The 17,421-nt window shown below is 34.5% G+C and carries 15 protein-coding genes; 3 read left to right on the top strand and 12 right to left on the bottom strand.

Going from position 1 to position 17,421, the window contains the following annotated elements; all coding sequences use genetic code 11:
• Positions 1–14: 14 nt before the first annotated feature.
• On the top strand, positions 15–191 hold the full coding sequence (locus AAT17_RS13250; protein ID WP_157539192.1) for a hypothetical protein: 177 nt from the start codon (positions 15–17) through the stop codon (positions 189–191).
• Here AAT17_RS13250 and AAT17_RS01360 read toward each other — a convergent pair.
• The 9 genes from AAT17_RS01360 to AAT17_RS01320 all read right to left on the bottom strand — a co-directional run bounded on the left by AAT17_RS01360 (position 173) and on the right by AAT17_RS01320 (position 7,928).
• A complete protein-coding gene (locus AAT17_RS01360) occupies positions 173–1,033 on the bottom strand; it encodes a hypothetical protein (protein WP_060522574.1) in 861 nt (286 codons plus the stop codon). The genes AAT17_RS13250 and AAT17_RS01360 overlap by 19 nt on opposite strands.
• Positions 1,034–1,112: 79 nt before the next feature.
• Positions 1,113–1,604, bottom strand: a complete 492-nt coding sequence (locus AAT17_RS01355; RefSeq protein ID WP_060524925.1) for a Dps family protein — start codon at positions 1,602–1,604, stop codon at positions 1,113–1,115.
• A 213-nt stretch (positions 1,605–1,817) separates the two neighbouring features.
• Positions 1,818–2,702, bottom strand: a complete 885-nt coding sequence (locus AAT17_RS01350) for a DUF1853 family protein (protein WP_060522573.1) — start codon at positions 2,700–2,702, stop codon at positions 1,818–1,820.
• Positions 2,703–3,335, bottom strand: coding sequence for a WbqC family protein (locus AAT17_RS01345; RefSeq protein WP_060522572.1), 633 nt, complete (start codon positions 3,333–3,335; stop codon positions 2,703–2,705).
• Positions 3,336–3,340: 5 nt separating this feature from the next.
• Positions 3,341–4,927, bottom strand: coding sequence for a signal peptidase I (lepB, locus tag AAT17_RS01340; protein WP_060522571.1), 1,587 nt, complete (start codon positions 4,925–4,927; stop codon positions 3,341–3,343).
• 44 nt (positions 4,928–4,971) lie between these two features.
• Positions 4,972–5,673, bottom strand: a complete 702-nt coding sequence (gene dapB, locus AAT17_RS01335; protein WP_060522570.1) for a 4-hydroxy-tetrahydrodipicolinate reductase — start codon at positions 5,671–5,673, stop codon at positions 4,972–4,974.
• A gap of 1 nt (position 5,674) precedes the next feature.
• A complete protein-coding gene (locus AAT17_RS01330) occupies positions 5,675–6,271 on the bottom strand; it encodes a DUF5683 domain-containing protein (protein ID WP_060522569.1) in 597 nt (198 codons plus the stop codon).
• A complete protein-coding gene (locus AAT17_RS01325; RefSeq protein ID WP_060522568.1) occupies positions 6,264–7,160 on the bottom strand; it encodes a ParB/RepB/Spo0J family partition protein in 897 nt (298 codons plus the stop codon). The genes AAT17_RS01330 and AAT17_RS01325 overlap by 8 nt, the downstream gene beginning before the upstream one ends.
• 3 nt (positions 7,161–7,163) lie before the next feature.
• A complete protein-coding gene (locus AAT17_RS01320; protein WP_060522567.1) occupies positions 7,164–7,928 on the bottom strand; it encodes a ParA family protein in 765 nt (254 codons plus the stop codon).
• Positions 7,929–8,065: 137 nt separating this feature from the next.
• Here AAT17_RS01320 and AAT17_RS01315 point away from each other — a divergent pair, with 137 nt between their 5' ends.
• Both AAT17_RS01315 and AAT17_RS01310 read left to right on the top strand, forming a co-directional pair.
• Entirely contained in the window at positions 8,066–9,271 is a 1,206-nt protein-coding gene (locus AAT17_RS01315; protein WP_060522566.1) for a glycosyltransferase, read from the top strand.
• Positions 9,272–9,470: 199 nt separating this feature from the next.
• A complete protein-coding gene (locus AAT17_RS01310; RefSeq protein WP_060522565.1) occupies positions 9,471–14,084 on the top strand; it encodes a LamG-like jellyroll fold domain-containing protein in 4,614 nt (1,537 codons plus the stop codon).
• A 93-nt stretch (positions 14,085–14,177) separates the two neighbouring features.
• Here AAT17_RS01310 and lysA read toward each other — a convergent pair whose 3' ends face one another.
• From lysA to AAT17_RS01295, 3 genes are all read right to left on the bottom strand, one after another.
• Entirely contained in the window at positions 14,178–15,401 is a 1,224-nt protein-coding gene (gene lysA / locus AAT17_RS01305) for a diaminopimelate decarboxylase (RefSeq protein WP_060522564.1), read from the bottom strand.
• Between the two features lie 122 nt (positions 15,402–15,523).
• Complete coding sequence (locus tag AAT17_RS01300) at positions 15,524–16,195, bottom strand: YggS family pyridoxal phosphate-dependent enzyme (RefSeq protein ID WP_060522563.1); 672 nt, start codon at positions 16,193–16,195, stop codon at positions 15,524–15,526.
• Entirely contained in the window at positions 16,188–17,414 is a 1,227-nt protein-coding gene (locus AAT17_RS01295; RefSeq protein ID WP_060522562.1) for a DUF1015 domain-containing protein, read from the bottom strand. Before AAT17_RS01295 ends, AAT17_RS01300 begins: the two co-directional genes overlap by 8 nt.
• Positions 17,415–17,421 lie beyond the last annotated feature (7 nt).

Here is a 17,421-nt window from a genome sequence, read left to right as displayed (position 1 = left end):
TAGATAATTTTTACATGATAAACAAAAGTACCAGCATTTCACTTATTGCAATAGGTAGTTTACTAGTACTAATAGGTCTTTTATTTTACGCTTTTAACATTGCAGGATCTATCGGTATGTTTGTGTTGGGTGGAATATCCGAGGTTTTAGGGATTGTATTTCTTGCCTTACACTATAAGTCAAAACGATAAATATTACCATCGCTGTGTTTGTTCTTTTCGTCTGCTATAAACAGTTCGGAGTCATTAATAAAACTAATTGCTTCCTTTTGTGAGAAGTGATCCAATTTATATTCGGTCACCTGGTACTCCTTAAAATCCCTATCATAATCTGTTAGTATGATTACCTTATCGTAGGTTAGTAAAGCTATTTTGTTTTTAAATACATCAGCGGCAGTTACTTGACAATCATTTTTATCATTGCAAATTTCAATTTCTGTTAGTTTTTTTGCCTTTTGCGGTACAGTCGATATCGGGAATGTATAAACCGAAGTTTTTCCATTAAAGTCTTTAGAACGATTACGGGTAAAGATGTAAAAATTACTATTTAATACAATTAGCGATTCAGCATCAAAAAGTCGCTCTTTCTTTTTTGGAGGAAACTCATCTTGATCTTCGTAATAAAAGGGATGCGCAACAGCATTCAATTCAACTTTACCTGAAAGTTGTTCTATATTTATAATAGAAGCCTCATAAATAACTAGATCCTTTCTTTTATTATAATTATTACCGGTATCGGCAATATATATATTAGTGGTACTTCCGTTTTTTATAACAGCCATATCTTCCCAATCTACATTATTCCATTGATCACTATGTAACTCTGCAACAACACCTTTATTGATATCGCACAAGTAGATTATTGATTTTCCACCGCTATCATTTAATGCCAAGTACATAGTATTGGAAATAAATTCCATTCCACTACATTCATCTATAACATCGGGCAAGTTTGCAACAACTTGAAGCTTATCATTTTTTAGGCAACTTGTAGAAATAAAAAAGGATAATAGAAGAAGGAAATATGCTTTCATGGGTGATTTTAACTAATTAAAAAAAAGAAACCGAGCTAGACAATTAGTCCAGCTCGGTAGATTTATGATCTTAAAAGTATTAGATAGATTTATGAGTATCCCTTGTATTCATAACCCATGCATCTAACATCCAACTTTCTTTCTCTAGTTCTCTAATGTAAGCTCCTATTAAATCAATAGTACCTTCATCACCAGCAGCATCGGCTACTTCAACCACCTTTCTCATTTGTGTGATCAATTTTCCATGATCGGATAATAGTTGTTTAACCATTTCAACATCTGTATGTTCAGATTTTGATTCTTCAATGGAAGATAATTCTAAATATTCTGATAGGTTAGAGGTAGGTTGATATCTCAAAGTTAAGATACGTTCTGCAATCTCGTCTACTTTGATTTTAGCCTCATCGTACATTTGTTCGAACTTTTCGTGAAGATCGAAAAAGTTATGTCCTACTACATTCCAATGAAAATTACGCAGTTTTTGGTAGTATAAGTGGTAATCTGCCAGTAATACGTTTAATTCTGTAACGGTTGTTGCTGTTTTTTGTTTATCTAAATTTAAATAACTCATATTTGTATTTGTTGTTTGGTTTTGTGTTGAATTTGATTCGGTATGTGTAGTAGTAACAGGCTCTTTTACATCAAATTGCTCTGGTCTACTACGATCTCCAAAATCACTTAAATATGGTTCTCTATTTTTAGGTTCAAATTTCCTTTCCATGTTTTTATTTTAAAGATACAGCATCATAACGTTTAACATCCGTAAGGTAACGTTAAACGTTGTTTATATTATCCTAATGCCATCTTTAGGCATAGTTACAAAAAACCTTTCAAAGCTGTCTTCTGCGACCTGTTTCCATAGCATGGGCGCATATCCTCTTTTTAGACTTTCTTGGACTATGGGAAGTATGGTTGAATGATTGTAGGAAACTTCTAGTTCATGAGCATGTGATTTCCATAAATGCTTGTGAGGTAAAAAATAGGTGTGTGATGAGTACGCTTTCGCGAAAGCGTTATAATCCAAATAGTATCCTGTGATACATGCTTTATTTATATATGGAAATGGTTTGTTCCAATGATCTTGCGGAATAAATACATGGGCAAGAAAGCAAACTTGCTGTTTTAATACATCAACATTAATATCTAATTTCTCAAGAGCTTTTCTAGTTTCTTTACGATATAAAAGTGGTAATTGATGCTGCCGTAGTCGGTGAAACTTTTTAAGAAAAGTATCGCGTCTATTAGGTCCCACATAACGAGATAGCTCCTTAACTCTAGAATCGTCCAATAGGTTTGATTTACCTGTTGCGCAAGGATCATAAATATAAAATTTGTAAACCAACTCAACGTGTAATTGCTTGCCAGTAATTTTGTTTTGAAGTATGTAGTCTATTTCACCTAACGTCTCTTTATTACTGAAGATTTGTTCGTTTGAAAGTAAAACATCATAATTTTTTGATTGCTCTACGCAAAACTTATAAAAGTATTCTGCTCTTTTTCCTAGTACAGTATTAGGTGGAATATTGGGTAAATCTATTTTTGAAGTTGACTCCTTAAGATGTGAGAAATCTAAGCTATCCAGAGCAAACTGTTCCATTCCCGATAGATTACCCTTCCAAAAATTTCTGGTTGTGAAAAAGGCCTCAAATCGTTTGTAGGTGTCGTTCATTTACTTGAAGTCGCATAAAGCTGCTTGAGATTTCAAAAAGCTGCGACTGCTAGGACCTAAGTTAAATAACAAATCTAGACCAGACAAGGGTTGCAAAAACCCGTGTTTCTCTTGAAAAACTTGAATGTAAGACTGATATATGGGATGTTTATTACCCTTGGCGGTGATCAGTTTCTGAGCCTTGATATCTCCTTGATAGTTACTGGTGTAACTTATTTTTGGTAAAATTTGTAATTGTTCTAATAAAAACTGTGTACAGCTTAAATTCCATTTCATCAAAGAGGATTCCTCTTTGGCATAGAGTTCTAATAGATCCTGCTCATAATATTCATAGTAAGGACTGTTTTGATAAGCACTTTTTATTGCCCTTAAATGATTGATTTTCCATTTTTCAGAATAATCAATTTCAATACTTGAGTACGGCACCGATGAACCTGACTTTTGATGAATTATGGGAATACTAAGAGCGTTTTTGCCATTAGTAGTTGCAATAACACACCTGTTGCGATAGGTTTGTTTTACGTAATTGTCGTGAATTTCAAAAATAAGTTCATCACAGTGATAGGTGTTAATTAGACTGATAACATCCATAAAATAACTAGGATGTACAATCAACTGTGCCCTAGATTCCATCACTATTACTTGTTACCTTTCTTCTTTTTGTAAAGGTATCTACCTGCAAAATATATACCTATAGCTATTACTACATACAGCAAGTATGATTTTGGTTTTCCGTCACCATTAACGGTTTGAATCATACGATCAGTTCTTAGGGCTGAAGGGAAACTTTTACTTGTATCATAACTTGCCCAAATAAGAACTGGCTTACCTACTATGTGCGTTTCTGGAACGTAACCCCAATAGCGACTGTCCAAGGAGTTATCTCGGTTATCTCCCATAAGCCAGTAGTAATTTTGCTTAAAGGTGTAACTAGTAAGTGGTTTTTCATTTAATAGAACCTGATTTCCTTTAAATGAAATTGTATTTGAAATGTTCATTTCGCTTCCCTCGTAAACCTCAATTATTTCTTTATAGTAATCGATGTTTTGATTATTGATTTCTACAGTCTGATTTTTTGCAGGAATTAGAAATTCCTTTCTTGTACTACTGTTATTACCAGTCGATGCGTTGTATGGGAAAGCTCTATAATCAGGAATTCCAATTTCAATTTTTTGGTAATTAGATATTACGCCATCTGCCTTAAGCTTTTCCATAGATGCCTTGGTAGCAGAGTTAAAACCTATACTATCAGGATATTTATCAGGATGTATAGTTGCATATCTCAAACCATCAGTTATATCATACTTTTCTCTTAATATCGCTGGATTACTAAGAACATTACGGTCAATAGGAGTGAAGGCATACGCATTTTGAAGTTTTGCGCGTTCTGGCATTTCAAGTAGTTCACCATTGATATAAACTTCACCATTTTTCATTGAGAGTAAATCACCAGGGATTCCTACACAACGTTTTACATAATTTGATTTCTTATCGATAGGTTTATAATGATATTTACCGTCATCTTGGCCATAAATATTCACACTGTCTACAGGCCAATTAAAAACTACAATATCATTACGTTTTACGTCTTGAAAACCTGGTAACCTGGTATAAGGTAGCTGTGGTCTAGGTAGATAACTTTTTACATTTGCTACTGGAATCGTATCGTGCACCATTGGAAATGCAATAGGAGTCATAGGAAGTCTAGCACCATAATGAAACTTACTTACAAATAACGCATCACCTATTAATAAAGTTTTTTCTAACGATGAAGTCGGAATAATAAAAGGTTGCATGACATAAGTGTGAACGATGGTCGCTGCAATTACAGCAAAAAGAATACTATTTGTCCATTCACCAGCTGCCGTTCTAGGTTTAAGCACTCTTTCCTTTATATGATTAAGTGGTAGCGCATAGTTAACGTAAAACAAATAAAGTCCTAGTGTAAGGATAACCAGTACGGTATGTTTAGTTTGATTGTATCCAAAACTGCGCAGTAAATCTACCCAGATAACAATAAACATAATCAGGTTAACCACTGGAAGAAATAATAGCAGTACCCAGTACCAAGGTCGGTTAATAATCTTAGTTAGAATATAAGCGTTATAAACAGGTACAAAAGCTTCCCAAGGCTTATGACCTGCTGCCACATACATCTTAAAGGTAGCTAACCCGTGAATAATTTGTACTACTATAAAAAACAGGAACCATTCTGTCCACTCCATAATTTAAATATCTTGGTATGTAAGTAAGGTTGTAACTATATAAGTTACAATCCTAATACATCTTTCATTGTAAAAACTCCTTTTTTGCCGTGTATCCATTCTGCGGCTATTACAGCACCTAGTGCAAATCCATCACGACTGTGAGCTGTATGTTTAATTTCAATTTCGTCAATATCGCTACTGTAAAAAATACTATGTGTGCCTTTGACATCTTCTTCTCTAATAGCGTCAATGGTCACTATTTGTTCATCATTGGTTTGTTCCAGTGACCAATTGGTTTTTTTAAGAGGATCTTTAAGACCTTCAAATAAAGTAATTGCTGTGCCGCTGGGTGCGTCCTTTTTTTCAGTATGATGAATCTCATTCATACTTACTTTGTACTCGTTAAATGTACTCATCATAGCTGCCAGCTTCTTGTTAAGTTCGAAAAACAGGTTAACACCAAGAGAGAAATTTGATGCGTGAACTAAACTACAGTTCTCCTTTATTACAAGCTTTGAAATATCATCCAGATCATCATTCCAACCCGTTGTTCCACAAACTGTTGGGATATTTAACTTAATCAGTTCATTTAAGTTGTTAAGAACTGATTCTGGCGATGTGAATTCGATAGCAACATCGGCGATTTGTGCTTGTTTCATTTGATCATTCCTGCCTAAACGAGCTACAATTTCATGTCCGCGACTTGTCGCAAGACGTTCAATTGTTTTACCCATTTTACCATAACCAACTAGAGCTATCTTCATTTTAAAAATTATAGGTTAGAGAAAATCCAAAATTGCTACCAGCACTTAGATTATTATAATCAATATAGGGTAAAACAGCAAGATTGCGATCTACACTAAACTGACTTAAATGGCCATCAACATTGGCATCGATAATTTGTAGGACATAAGCTGCTGCTGCTAGCAACAAACTTAATTCTTTGTTACGTTGTGATACTTTTTGGGCACGTTCTAATCCTTGAGTAGAAATGATAGGATTACCATTCTCGTCAGAGAATTCATCATTGGTACCACCGGCAAGCCTTATTTTAAAAGCATCTCTTAATCTGTTGTATTCGTTGTCATTCCTTATGTAGAAATATACACTGGTACCTATAAGGCCATAGGCTATTGGTACTTTCCAATATTTTTTATTATAAACTTGTCCCATACCAGGTAATATAGCACTGTAAAATGCCGCTTTACTTGGTCGATTTGCATCGTATACAATTGGTAGTGTATCATTGGCAACAAGTACGGTATTTAAGTCCTGTTTTTCAGGTGTATCATTAGAGTCATCCTGGGCATGACACCATGCAGAACTTAAAATTATAAATATGTAAACTAGGTGCTTAACCATTAATCAATTTGACAATACGTTCAAAATCTGCCTTTGAAGCATAATTAATGGTAATTTTTCCTTTCCCAGAACTATTCATGGTAGTAGATACTTTGGTGTCCAAATGTTCTCCTAGCTTTTTAGTTTGAGATTCTACTTTTTCTGGAAGAGAATTCTTTTTAGTTTGCTTTCGCGAAAGCGTACTATCCTTAAGCCCTTTAACTAGTTTTTCAGTATCTCTTACCGATAAATTATCTGAAATTATACGTTGATATATATCCAGCTGATCATCTAGGCTATCGATATTAATTAGAGCACGACCATGGCCCATTGAGATAAAACCATCTCTCATACCAGTCTGAATAATTGGATCTAATTTTAATAGTCGCAGATAATTTGCGATAGCACTACGTGATTTTCCTACACGTTCACTCATTTGTTCTTGCGTAAGACTGATCTCATCGATAAGTCGCTGGTAGGATAATGCAATTTCAATAGGATCTAAATCCTGACGTTGAATGTTCTCAACAAGCGCCATTTCTAGCGATTCTTGATCATTTGCTATACGTACATAGGCTGGAATTGTGGTGAATCCTAGCATTTTTGAAGCACGACAACGACGTTCTCCCGATACTAATTCATATTTTCCAAACCCTTTTTTACGTACTGTAATGGGTTGAATAACACCCAATTCTTTGATAGAAGAGGCAAGCTCTTTTAAATGCTCTTCATTGAATGATGTACGTGGTTGAAACGGATTCATCTCTATGTCTTCAAGAGGTAAATCAACTACGTTTCCTACAATTTTGTCTGCGTTTTTATCTTGTGCGGTTTTTATTTCATTTGTCTTATCGTTTAATAAGGCAGATAAACCGCGACCTAAGGCCTGTTTTTTTGTTGCTTTGGCCATGAGTTATGCGTTTTTATTTATCAATTCGTTAGCTAGACTCAAATAGTTCTCCGATCCTTTACTGGATGCGTCATAATTAATGATACTTTCTCCATAACTAGGAGCCTCACTTAAACGAACATTACGTTGTATAATTGTTTTAAAGGTCAAACCTTCAAAATGCTGATTAACTTCTTCTACTACTTGATTGGATAATCTTAATCTACTATCGTACATGGTAAGTAGTAATCCTTCTATATCTAAATCTGGATTGTGAATTTTTTGAACACTCTTAACTGTGTTTAATAATTTGCCTAATCCTTCAAGAGCAAAGTATTCACATTGGATCGGTATTAACACCGAGTCACTTGCAGTAAGAGCATTTAAAGTAAGTAACCCTAGAGAAGGAGCGCAATCTATAATTATAAAATCAAAATTATCCTTAATAGAGGATAAGGCTTGTTTCATCATGTATTCTCTTCGGTCAATATCTACTAATTCAATCTCTATAGCGACTAAATCAATATGAGCTGGAATTATTTGTACGTTAGGAGCGTTAGTTTCCTTAATTAATGACATGGCCGGAGTAGAATTCTCTATCAACTGGTAGGTTCCTGCTTCTATAGTCTCTACATCGAGTCCTAATCCCGATGTAGCATTAGCTTGTGGATCAGCGTCTATCAATAAAACCTTTTTTTCCAATACACCTAGCGATGCCGCTAGATTTACTGCTGTTGTTGTTTTACCTACACCACCTTTTTGATTAGCTATTGCTATAATTTTACCCATGCTTTTGTAAAGAAAATGTGAGCGATAAAAGTAATTATTTAGTTCTTATTTTTACTAGTCTGTGACGGCTATTTATTAACCTAGGTTTAAGCTGTTTTAACTCAATCGTTTATATAAACCTTAAAAACGTAAATCTATTGCAATCTAATAAAAAGCTGTTAATTATTGGTGCTCATTGGCCTAACCCCAACGGATCAGGTACTGGTACAAGGATGATTCAATTAATCGAAACTTTTCAGTCTCAATATGAAATTCATTTTGCAACTGTTTTACCAATTGATGATAACTTTTGTAATCGTCATACTATATATGGTCATCGTATTGAATTAAATAATCAATCTTTCAATGAATTTGTAGGAGAATATTCTTTCAGTCATGTACTTTATGATAGGTTTATGATTGAAGAACAATACAGCTGGAGAATAAGAAAAGTTTTACCAGAGTGTATTCATATACTAGACACAGAAGATTTACATTTCTTAAGGAAGGCTAGGGAAGAGGCTTATTTGAAAGATTTTATTGTAAATTTTGATAATGAATACACTTATCGAGAGATTGCTGCAATTCTTAGAGTTGATTATTCTTTAATCATAGCTAATTATGAAATAGAGTTGCTCAAGTCACACTTTAATATTCCATTAGAAAAATTAGTATTTGTCCCTTTCTTATATGAAAATATTGAATGTCCAATAGTCAATTTTGATGACCGTGAGCATTTTGTTTTTGTAGGCTCAGGAAAGCATAGACCGAACATAGAAACTATAAAATTGCTAAAAAATAGTATTTGGCCCTTGATAAGGCAATCTCTTCCTAAAGTAGAATTACATATTTATGGTTATGAGTTACCGGCATTTGTGAATCAAATGCATTCAAAAAAAGAGGGCTTTATCGTTAAAGGATACTGTGAAAATATAGAGATAGAATTATCTAAGTATAAATTAATGTTGGCTCCTATTCCATATGGTGCAGGTATTAAGACAAAAATATTTGATGCACTAAAGTGTAGTTTACCGATAAACGGAACGGTATATTTATGGGAAGGGATTTCATCTGAAAAAATAGCTTTAAACAGTATAGAAACAATTGATAAACAGTTATTTGTAAGTAAGTCTGTTAAGTTGTATCAGGACCATTCTTTATTAGGTGAACTGTTAAATTATCAGCTTGAACTATGTAATACTTTGTTAAAAAGACAAACAACTGTTAAAAAAGTACTATTAAATACAATACTAGTTGGTAGTTCGTCGAAATTATCAATAGAACAACGCATGATCAGATATTTTAGTCAAAAACAATACGAATTTTTCTCACGTTTTCTAGAACAAAAAAATATAAATTCTTAAAACCCTTAAACTTTTTATCGATGAAACGCATCGATAAACTGTTATGCGGTGAATAATAAAAGCAAGATAAAAATCTGTATATCAGTATTTTAAACTTTTTTTTTGCGTTTTTTTAAGAAAAAGTAATTTTAATTCAATTTGCAAAATCCATTTTCTCCATAGGCTGAAATTACTTTGTACCGTAGTTAATTATTAAGGTATGAAGAAGTTTTACTTAATTCTAGTTTTATTATCAGGAATAGCAAATGCACAGGTTACTATTTTCAACGCCACGTTTACAACGGGAGCAGGAGATAATGCTTGGACTGATGCTGCCAATCGCGGGCAATGGAGAAGAGGATCTGATCTTGCAGCTCATGGAGCAGGCTTTTACAAATACATACGTAGAACGAGGTCTAATGTAACTTATGAGGAATTTGCCAGAATGTCAACAACAACTCCATTGATTGACTTATCCGGTTATGAAAGGATGGTGTTAAGTTTTCGATATAATCTAGATGTTATTCCAAATGGAGCTGATGGATTTAGAATTGAATTTGATAATAACGATGGTTTAGGTTGGAGAACCTTAGGTAGAGTAGGTGAACCTGATTCTGTTAACTGGATGACAACTGATGACGCTAGTGCAGTAGGTGGTTATGGTGCATGGGCAAATGATTCTAACGGTTGGACAACTGCAAGTGTGAACTTGCCTTCACAAGCTTTTGACGATCAAAGTGATGTGCGTTTTAGAGTTTGGTTTCAGTCTGACGGTGCTGCCTATTATGCTGATGGTCTAGCTATCGATGACTTTAGGATTGAAGGATACTTACAGCTTGCAAAGGTTTATGTAGATTGCGGTAACGGAGTAGGACCAGACTTAGAACTTTGGTTAAATCCAGCAACCTTAGCAGATAATTATAATGATGGTGATCTGATTAGTGAGTGGAGAAACTCTGTCGCAATAGGTAATGTGACAATTGATGGATCTTATACTAATGCCACATCGAGTGGATCACAACGCCCTATTTACCAAGATAACGCCGCTGCAAATGCAAATTATAATCCGGTAGTGACATTTGACGGAAGCAAATCTATGTTTGGTAAAGGTGGTTTTTATTATAACGATATTTATGTGGTAATAAATCCTACCCAAGGCCTTAATGCTTCTCGTGGAACTGAAGATGTTTTCATGGGTGATGATTATAATACAAGCGGAAATAATCAAGATGTTACAGGTATTTCTATCAATAACACAAGTGCTAGGTATGGAACTAATCCTGACATTGTAGCTTACAATCAAGGTGCACAAAATGATTATGGTAAGGCAATTGTACATCCAACTCTTAATTATGACAGACCAGTTATTTTTAATGTAAGAGTTAATGATTCCGGTGATGGAATGGAATTATATCTAGATGGAGTCAATCTTGAAAATATTCCAGCTTTATCTGGTTTAATTCAAGAGGTTAATAGTACAACTATCAAAGAAATTTTAAATTCGAGATATTGGTTAGGAAGATCAGAATTTTTTGGATCTAGTTTTAATGGAGATATTTTAGAAATCATGTCTTTTTCTGAAAAGAAGTCAGATGACGAACGTGAGAAAATAGAATCGTATTTTGCTATGAAATACGGAATAACGTTAGGGTTATTTCCTATAGATTCTATTGGTCTGCCTCATGTTCCAGGTTCTTATTATGATAGTTCAGGTAATGAATTGTGGAATGCTTCTATAGATCCTGGTTTTACTTATAATGTTACCGCTATAGGAAGAGATGATTGTATGCGCTTAAATCAAAAACAGGCTAGAAGTATAGATCCAAATGCTTTTGTCTCAGTTGGATTGGGTGATTTATATAATACGAATAACGCTAACCCTAACACGTTTGAAGATGATTACGACTTCTTGGTTTGGGGAAGTACGTCAGAGGATCTTGACCCAATGCCAAGTCCTTTGGCTGTTACTTTAGGTCCTGATTTAGTTACTACGTTTACTGATGTTACTAAAAGAACATGGAAATTTAAAGAAGTTTCTGAACAAGGAAATGACATACCTGAAGTAAAGGTAAGTGTAGAAACAGCAGGTTTTTCTAGCTTACCAGCTTTAGTTGGAAATGATGCTTATGTAATGATAGTTGCCAATGATGAAAATTTCAATGATGTATTGGAGACTATCTTTTTAGATGAAAATGGCGCTACACTTGAAACTACTTATGATTTTGATGGTGAAAAATATGTGAAATTTGGTGTAGCACATGAAGAAATTGAGCCTAGACATATTGACTTTGATGGTGAAAATGATTATGTACAAGTTGGAAATGAAATACAATTAAACGGAGCTTACTCAATTTCTGCTTGGGTTTTATCAAAAGGAGAAAATTCAGACGGAAATAATAGAACGATAGTTTCTAAAAGAGGGACTGCAAATAATGGTTATTGGTTATTCCTTGATAGTAACAATCGAGTATCTATGAGACATCAGAACCAAACAAGAAAAAGCAATACTAGAATCGCCGATGATGTTTGGACATATATTACAGTTGTGTATAATGGGACATCAGTTAATTTCTACATTGATGGAGTTCTTGATAAAACTCAAAATATAGCTGCGCTTACAACTAATAATGAAGATTTTTGTATAGGAGCGAGATACATATCTAAAACAGATGTAAGAAATCAGTTTTATGGAAATATTGATGAAGTTAGAATTTTTACTACTGCTATAAATCAGGATCAAATCAGATTTATGATGAATCAAGAGATTGAAGAGTTTGGTGCTGGAATAAAAGGAGCTATTATTCCTTCTAGTGTAACGAAGAATGATATTGCAGCATTATCTTGGTCAAACCTAGAAGCATATTACAATATGAATACCTACATAGGTACGCACCTAAATGACGCTTCTGGTAACAAACACCGTGGTAGTTTGAGACAACCTTCAAATTTCACCATTATTGACCAAACAGCGCCTCTTCCATACATTTCTCAAACTAATGGAGATTTCTCTGATAATAGTACTTGGCAAAACGGTGGTGATCTGTATAATCCAGGTAGTACTAGAGTTGTAGCAGGAACTGTTTATGATATTGATTGGAACATCGTACAGTCATCTCATAATATAGAAATAACCGATAAGAACATTACACTCCTAGGCTTAAACCAACAGTCGAACGAACTTTCAGTAAAGAATAATTTAGGTTTAACAGTAACGCATATTCTGGAACTTGATGGTCTAATTGACCTGGAAGGTGAAGCACAATTAGTACAAACTTTAGATAGTGATTTAATTGGTTCTAGTACAGGATCGTTAGAGGCAGATCAACAAGGAACTTCTGATAAGTACAACTATAATTACTGGAGTTCACCTGTTAGTTCAACTACTAATGCTTTGAATAACGATGGATATACCATTCAAGGCTTTATGCATGATGGAACATTTGCCGATAATCCTAGACCTATGAATTTTACAAGTAGAAATGTAAGAGATGGAGCTCCTGGAACGGCTAGTACTGCTGCAACAATCTCTGGTAGATGGTTGTACAAATATTCCAACTTAAGTTCAGGAAATTATTCCAATTGGGAATATGTAGGTCCTACTGGATCCCTAAATACAGGTGAAGGATTTACGATGAAAGGTAATAGCGACAACATTTCAGGAGAGCAGAACTATGTATTTATAGGTCGACCTAACAATGGTGTCATTGACTTACCAATTAATAATGGTAATGACTATTTAGTAGGTAATCCGTATCCATCAGCATTAGATGCTCATGAGTTCATAAGAGATAATCCTCAGTTGGACGGTACGCTTTACTTCTGGGAACATTGGGGTGGAAACAGTCACGTGTTACTCCAATATCAAGGTGGTTACGCAACCTACAATTTCTCTGGTGGAGTTCCTAACGCTAGTATAGGAACAAGCAGTCCACAAGTAAATCAAGGTGGAGTTCCTACAAAAACTCCAGAGCAATTTGTACCAGTAGCACAAGGCTTTTTTGTAAGAGCAACTTCAAACGGTACTGTTAGATTTGAAAATGATCAACGTCAATTTATTAAAGAATCTACAGGTCCTAGTGTTTTTGTTGCTGCACCTGGTAGCGGCGCTGCTGCTATTAGTCCAGACTTAGATTACAATGGACCTAATGATACTAGACAAAAAATACGATTAGGTTTTGATAGCCCAGGGACAATACATAGACAACTGTTAGTTACTGAAGACGTAAGTGCTACGATGGGTTACGATAGAGGATTTGATGCTAAGCAACAAGATAATCAAATGGACGATATGTCTTGGTATTTCGGTGGAGACACTTATGTGATACAAGGTGTAGGTAGTTTTGATAACAATACCATCCTACCTTTGGCAGTAAAAATAAGTAACCCAGGTACAATCACCATTGGTTTGGATAATCTAGAAAATGTTAATCAAGATTTAAATATATTCCTGCATGACAACCTAACGGGTATGTATCATAATTTACGTAATGCTGATGCTTTAATTGATAATATGAGCGCAGGAACTGTCAATGATAGATTTGAACTTGTCTTCAATGATCCTTCTACTTTGTCAAATAATACTGTGCAATTGGATAATCAAATTACAATCTATCAACCAGTTAATGCTGATCAAATTCATATCAAGGTTTCAAATGAACTTTTAGTAAATGGTGTAACCTTATACAACACATTAGGACAAAAAGTAGTTCACATCGACAGTCCTGATTATCAAGATGTGATTACTATAGATACAAATGAAATGAGCGCAGGAGCTTATATTGTAACTATAGATTCAAATAGTGGCTCTTATAGTGAAAAGGTAATTGTAAAATAACCCAGAGAGTATATATAATAATTAACTACAAATGAAAAAGCCGCTTCTTATTGAAGCGGCTTTTTCTATTTATATAAATTATAATTTTATGGACTATACCTCTTGTTCAATGGATAAAGAAACCTCAACCTGATTATGTAAAATATCATCCATAGTTTCACGCTTTCTTATGACATGTGATTCTCCATTGTACCACAAAATTTCGGCAGGTCTATACCTACTATTATAGTTACTCGCCATTGAAAAACAGTAAGCACCGGCATTTGAGAAAGCTAGTATATCACCTTCTGTAACCTCAGCAATTTGACGGTTATTACCAAAAGTATCTGTCTCACAAATGTATCCTACAACACTGTAATACCTCTTACGTCCATCAGGATTAGAAACATTTTCAATTTTGTGGTACGATCCGTATAACATAGGTCTAATTAAGTGATTGAATCCAGAATCAACGCCAGCAAACACGGTACTGGTTGTCTGCTTTACCACATTTACCTTAGTTAAAAAATAACCAGATTCACTAACTAAAAATTTTCCAGGTTCAAATGCTATAGTTAGATCTTTACCATACTCCTTGCAAAAGGTATTAAATCGTTCAGTCAATTGTTCACCTAATTCTTCAATGTCGGTAGATACGTCTCCTTCTTTGTAAGGAACTTTAAAACCGCTACCAAAATCTATGAACTCTAAATCATCAAATTTTGCTGCGGTTTCAAATAAAATCTCAGACGCATATAAAAACACGCCAATATCTAATATATCGCTACCTGTATGCATATGAATTCCATTAACACGCATACCTGTATTCTTGACAATTCTTAATAAATGAGGAATTTGATGTATCGATATACCAAATTTTGAATCTATATGACCTACTGAGATATTAGCATTCCCACCAGCCATCACATGTGGATTTATACGCACACATACAGGTACATCAGGATGTTTAGACCCAAATTGTTCTAGTATGGATAAATTGTCAATGTTTATTTGAACACCTAGAGCGGCTACTTGCTCAATTTCTTCTAGAGAAACACCATTAGGAGTGTAAATGATTTTTTTAGGATCAACACCAGCTGCTAGCCCTAGTTTGACTTCCTGCACACTCACGGTATCGAGTCCAGCGCCTAACTGTTTAAAAAGCTTCAAGATTGAGATGTTTGACAGGGCTTTTACAGCATAATGAATTCTTAGATTTTTCGCTTTCGCGAAAGCGGACTCTAATCGTTCATACTGTGATATAATGCGCTGTGCATCATAGACGTAGACAGGACTACCGTGCTCCTGAGCTACTGCAACTAAATCTTGTGCATTCATTTTATTAATGTTAAATTATTTAAGCTCACAAAAATAAGTGCACAGAGGTAGTTGATGTGAAAAAAAACTCTAATTTTTTACCTAATCCTAGTAATTTACTAGGTAATATATGAATGGGTAACCTAATGTGTGTTTCTAGACCCAAAAATGGCACTACCTATACGTACCATCGTACTACCTTCTTCAATAGCTATTTTATAGTCACCAGTCATTCCCATGGATAATTTATTGAATTCATCATGAGTAAAGTAATCTTCTTTTAATTTGGAAAACAAGCTGCTTAACGATTTGAATTCCTTTCTAATTTGATCTAGATCATCTGTAAATGTAGCCATTCCCATTAATCCTGTGATTGAAACATGAGATAACTCCTTGAACGCTTCACTTGTGATGTAATCCAGCAATTCTTGTTCGTCAAATCCAAATTTATTCTCTTCCTGGGCAATGTGAATTTGAAATAAACAATTAATAACACGATCGTTATTTTTTGCTTGCTTATTAATTTCCTTTAGTAACCTAGGAGAGTCTACACTATGAATTAAATGCACGTAAGGAGCCATGTATTTAACCTTATTCCTTTGAACGTGCCCAATCATGTGCCATTTGATATCTTTAGGTAAGTGTTCCCATTTTGACGTCATCTCTTGGACTTTATTCTCACCAAAATGTCTCTGACCAATCTCATAGGCTTGTTCTAGATCACTGATAGGTTTTGTTTTACTTACAGCAATAAGTGTAGCCTTGGGTTCTACGCTTTCGCGAAAGCGTAATATGTTTTCACTAATCTTACTCATTTTCAAATTCGTAAATTAATAGTCCGCTAGGAAGTTTAGGTTTTATATAAGTGCTTTTAGGAGGCATTACAAGATCTGCATCGGCGATTTTTTTTATTTGTTCTACTGTTGCAGGAAATAGACCGAAACCTACCGCGTATTCATTATTATCAACTTGCTCCTTCATGTTTAGTAGAGCATCCTTCCCATAATTGTAGGATAATCTGCGATCATTTCTAGGATCTTTAATATCTAAAATCGGTTGAAGCAGATAATCATATAACATTTGCGTATCAAGATCATCTAAAGGACTATCAATTGTCATGACCTGTTTACGCCAATATAGGCTGTAGAATTCTCCATCCAAGTACATACTGAAGTGGTGCTTTTTGGACGGTTTATACATTTCCTTACCTCGATTTTGAATTCTAAAATGTTGATCTAGTTTCATGAGAAAATTTTCCTTTGTAAGATCATTAAGATCTGTCACTAGTCTATTAAATTCAAAGATTTGTAGCTGACTTTCTGGGATTAGAAAACTCATGAAATAATTGTAGGAATCATGTTTGCTACCTAAATCCTGAGATAGTAAATACGAGCTGGCGCTGCGGTGATGACCATCTGCAATGTATAAATAGGGTAGAGCTGCAAAGGATTGTTCAATTTTATCACAATCCTTTGCATCATCTATGATCCACACTTTATGTTCATTGCGATCAGTTGTTTTAAAATGATATTCAGGCTCACGTTGTTTTATACGTGAAACCATATCATCAATATCTTGTTGATCAGGGTAAGTGATCAAAACAGGCTCTGCATTAAAGCCTACTGTTTTTAAATATTCTTTAAACAGTGTTTCCCTTACTTTAAGTGTGTTCTCATGCTTTTTAATCACATTGTTGTAATAGTCATTGGTGCTTGCGGCAGCAATAATTCCTACATACTCGTGACCGTTTTCTGTACATTGATACAGATAAAAACTGGGAACTGATTCACTTTTAAGAAATTGATCCTCTTTGAACTCTAAGTACCTGTTGCGAACTAGCTGAAAACGTTCATTCCCTGTACTTTCATGATTAAATTTATAACCAGGATTCAAAATATGCAGAAAACTAAACGGATTATATTTTAAGGTGCTTTTAAGCTCCTTTCGTTTGTAATCCTGATACGATCTGGATATTAAATGAGTAGCAATTTCTTTTGAGGCTCTTACACCTTTGAAGGGTTTTATTTTTGGCACAATTATG

It is taken from the genome of Nonlabens sp. MIC269 (assembly GCF_001430865.1).
GTDB lineage: Bacteria > Bacteroidota > Bacteroidia > Flavobacteriales > Flavobacteriaceae > Nonlabens > Nonlabens tegetincola.
This window is presented reverse-complemented; position numbering and strand designations above follow the sequence as displayed.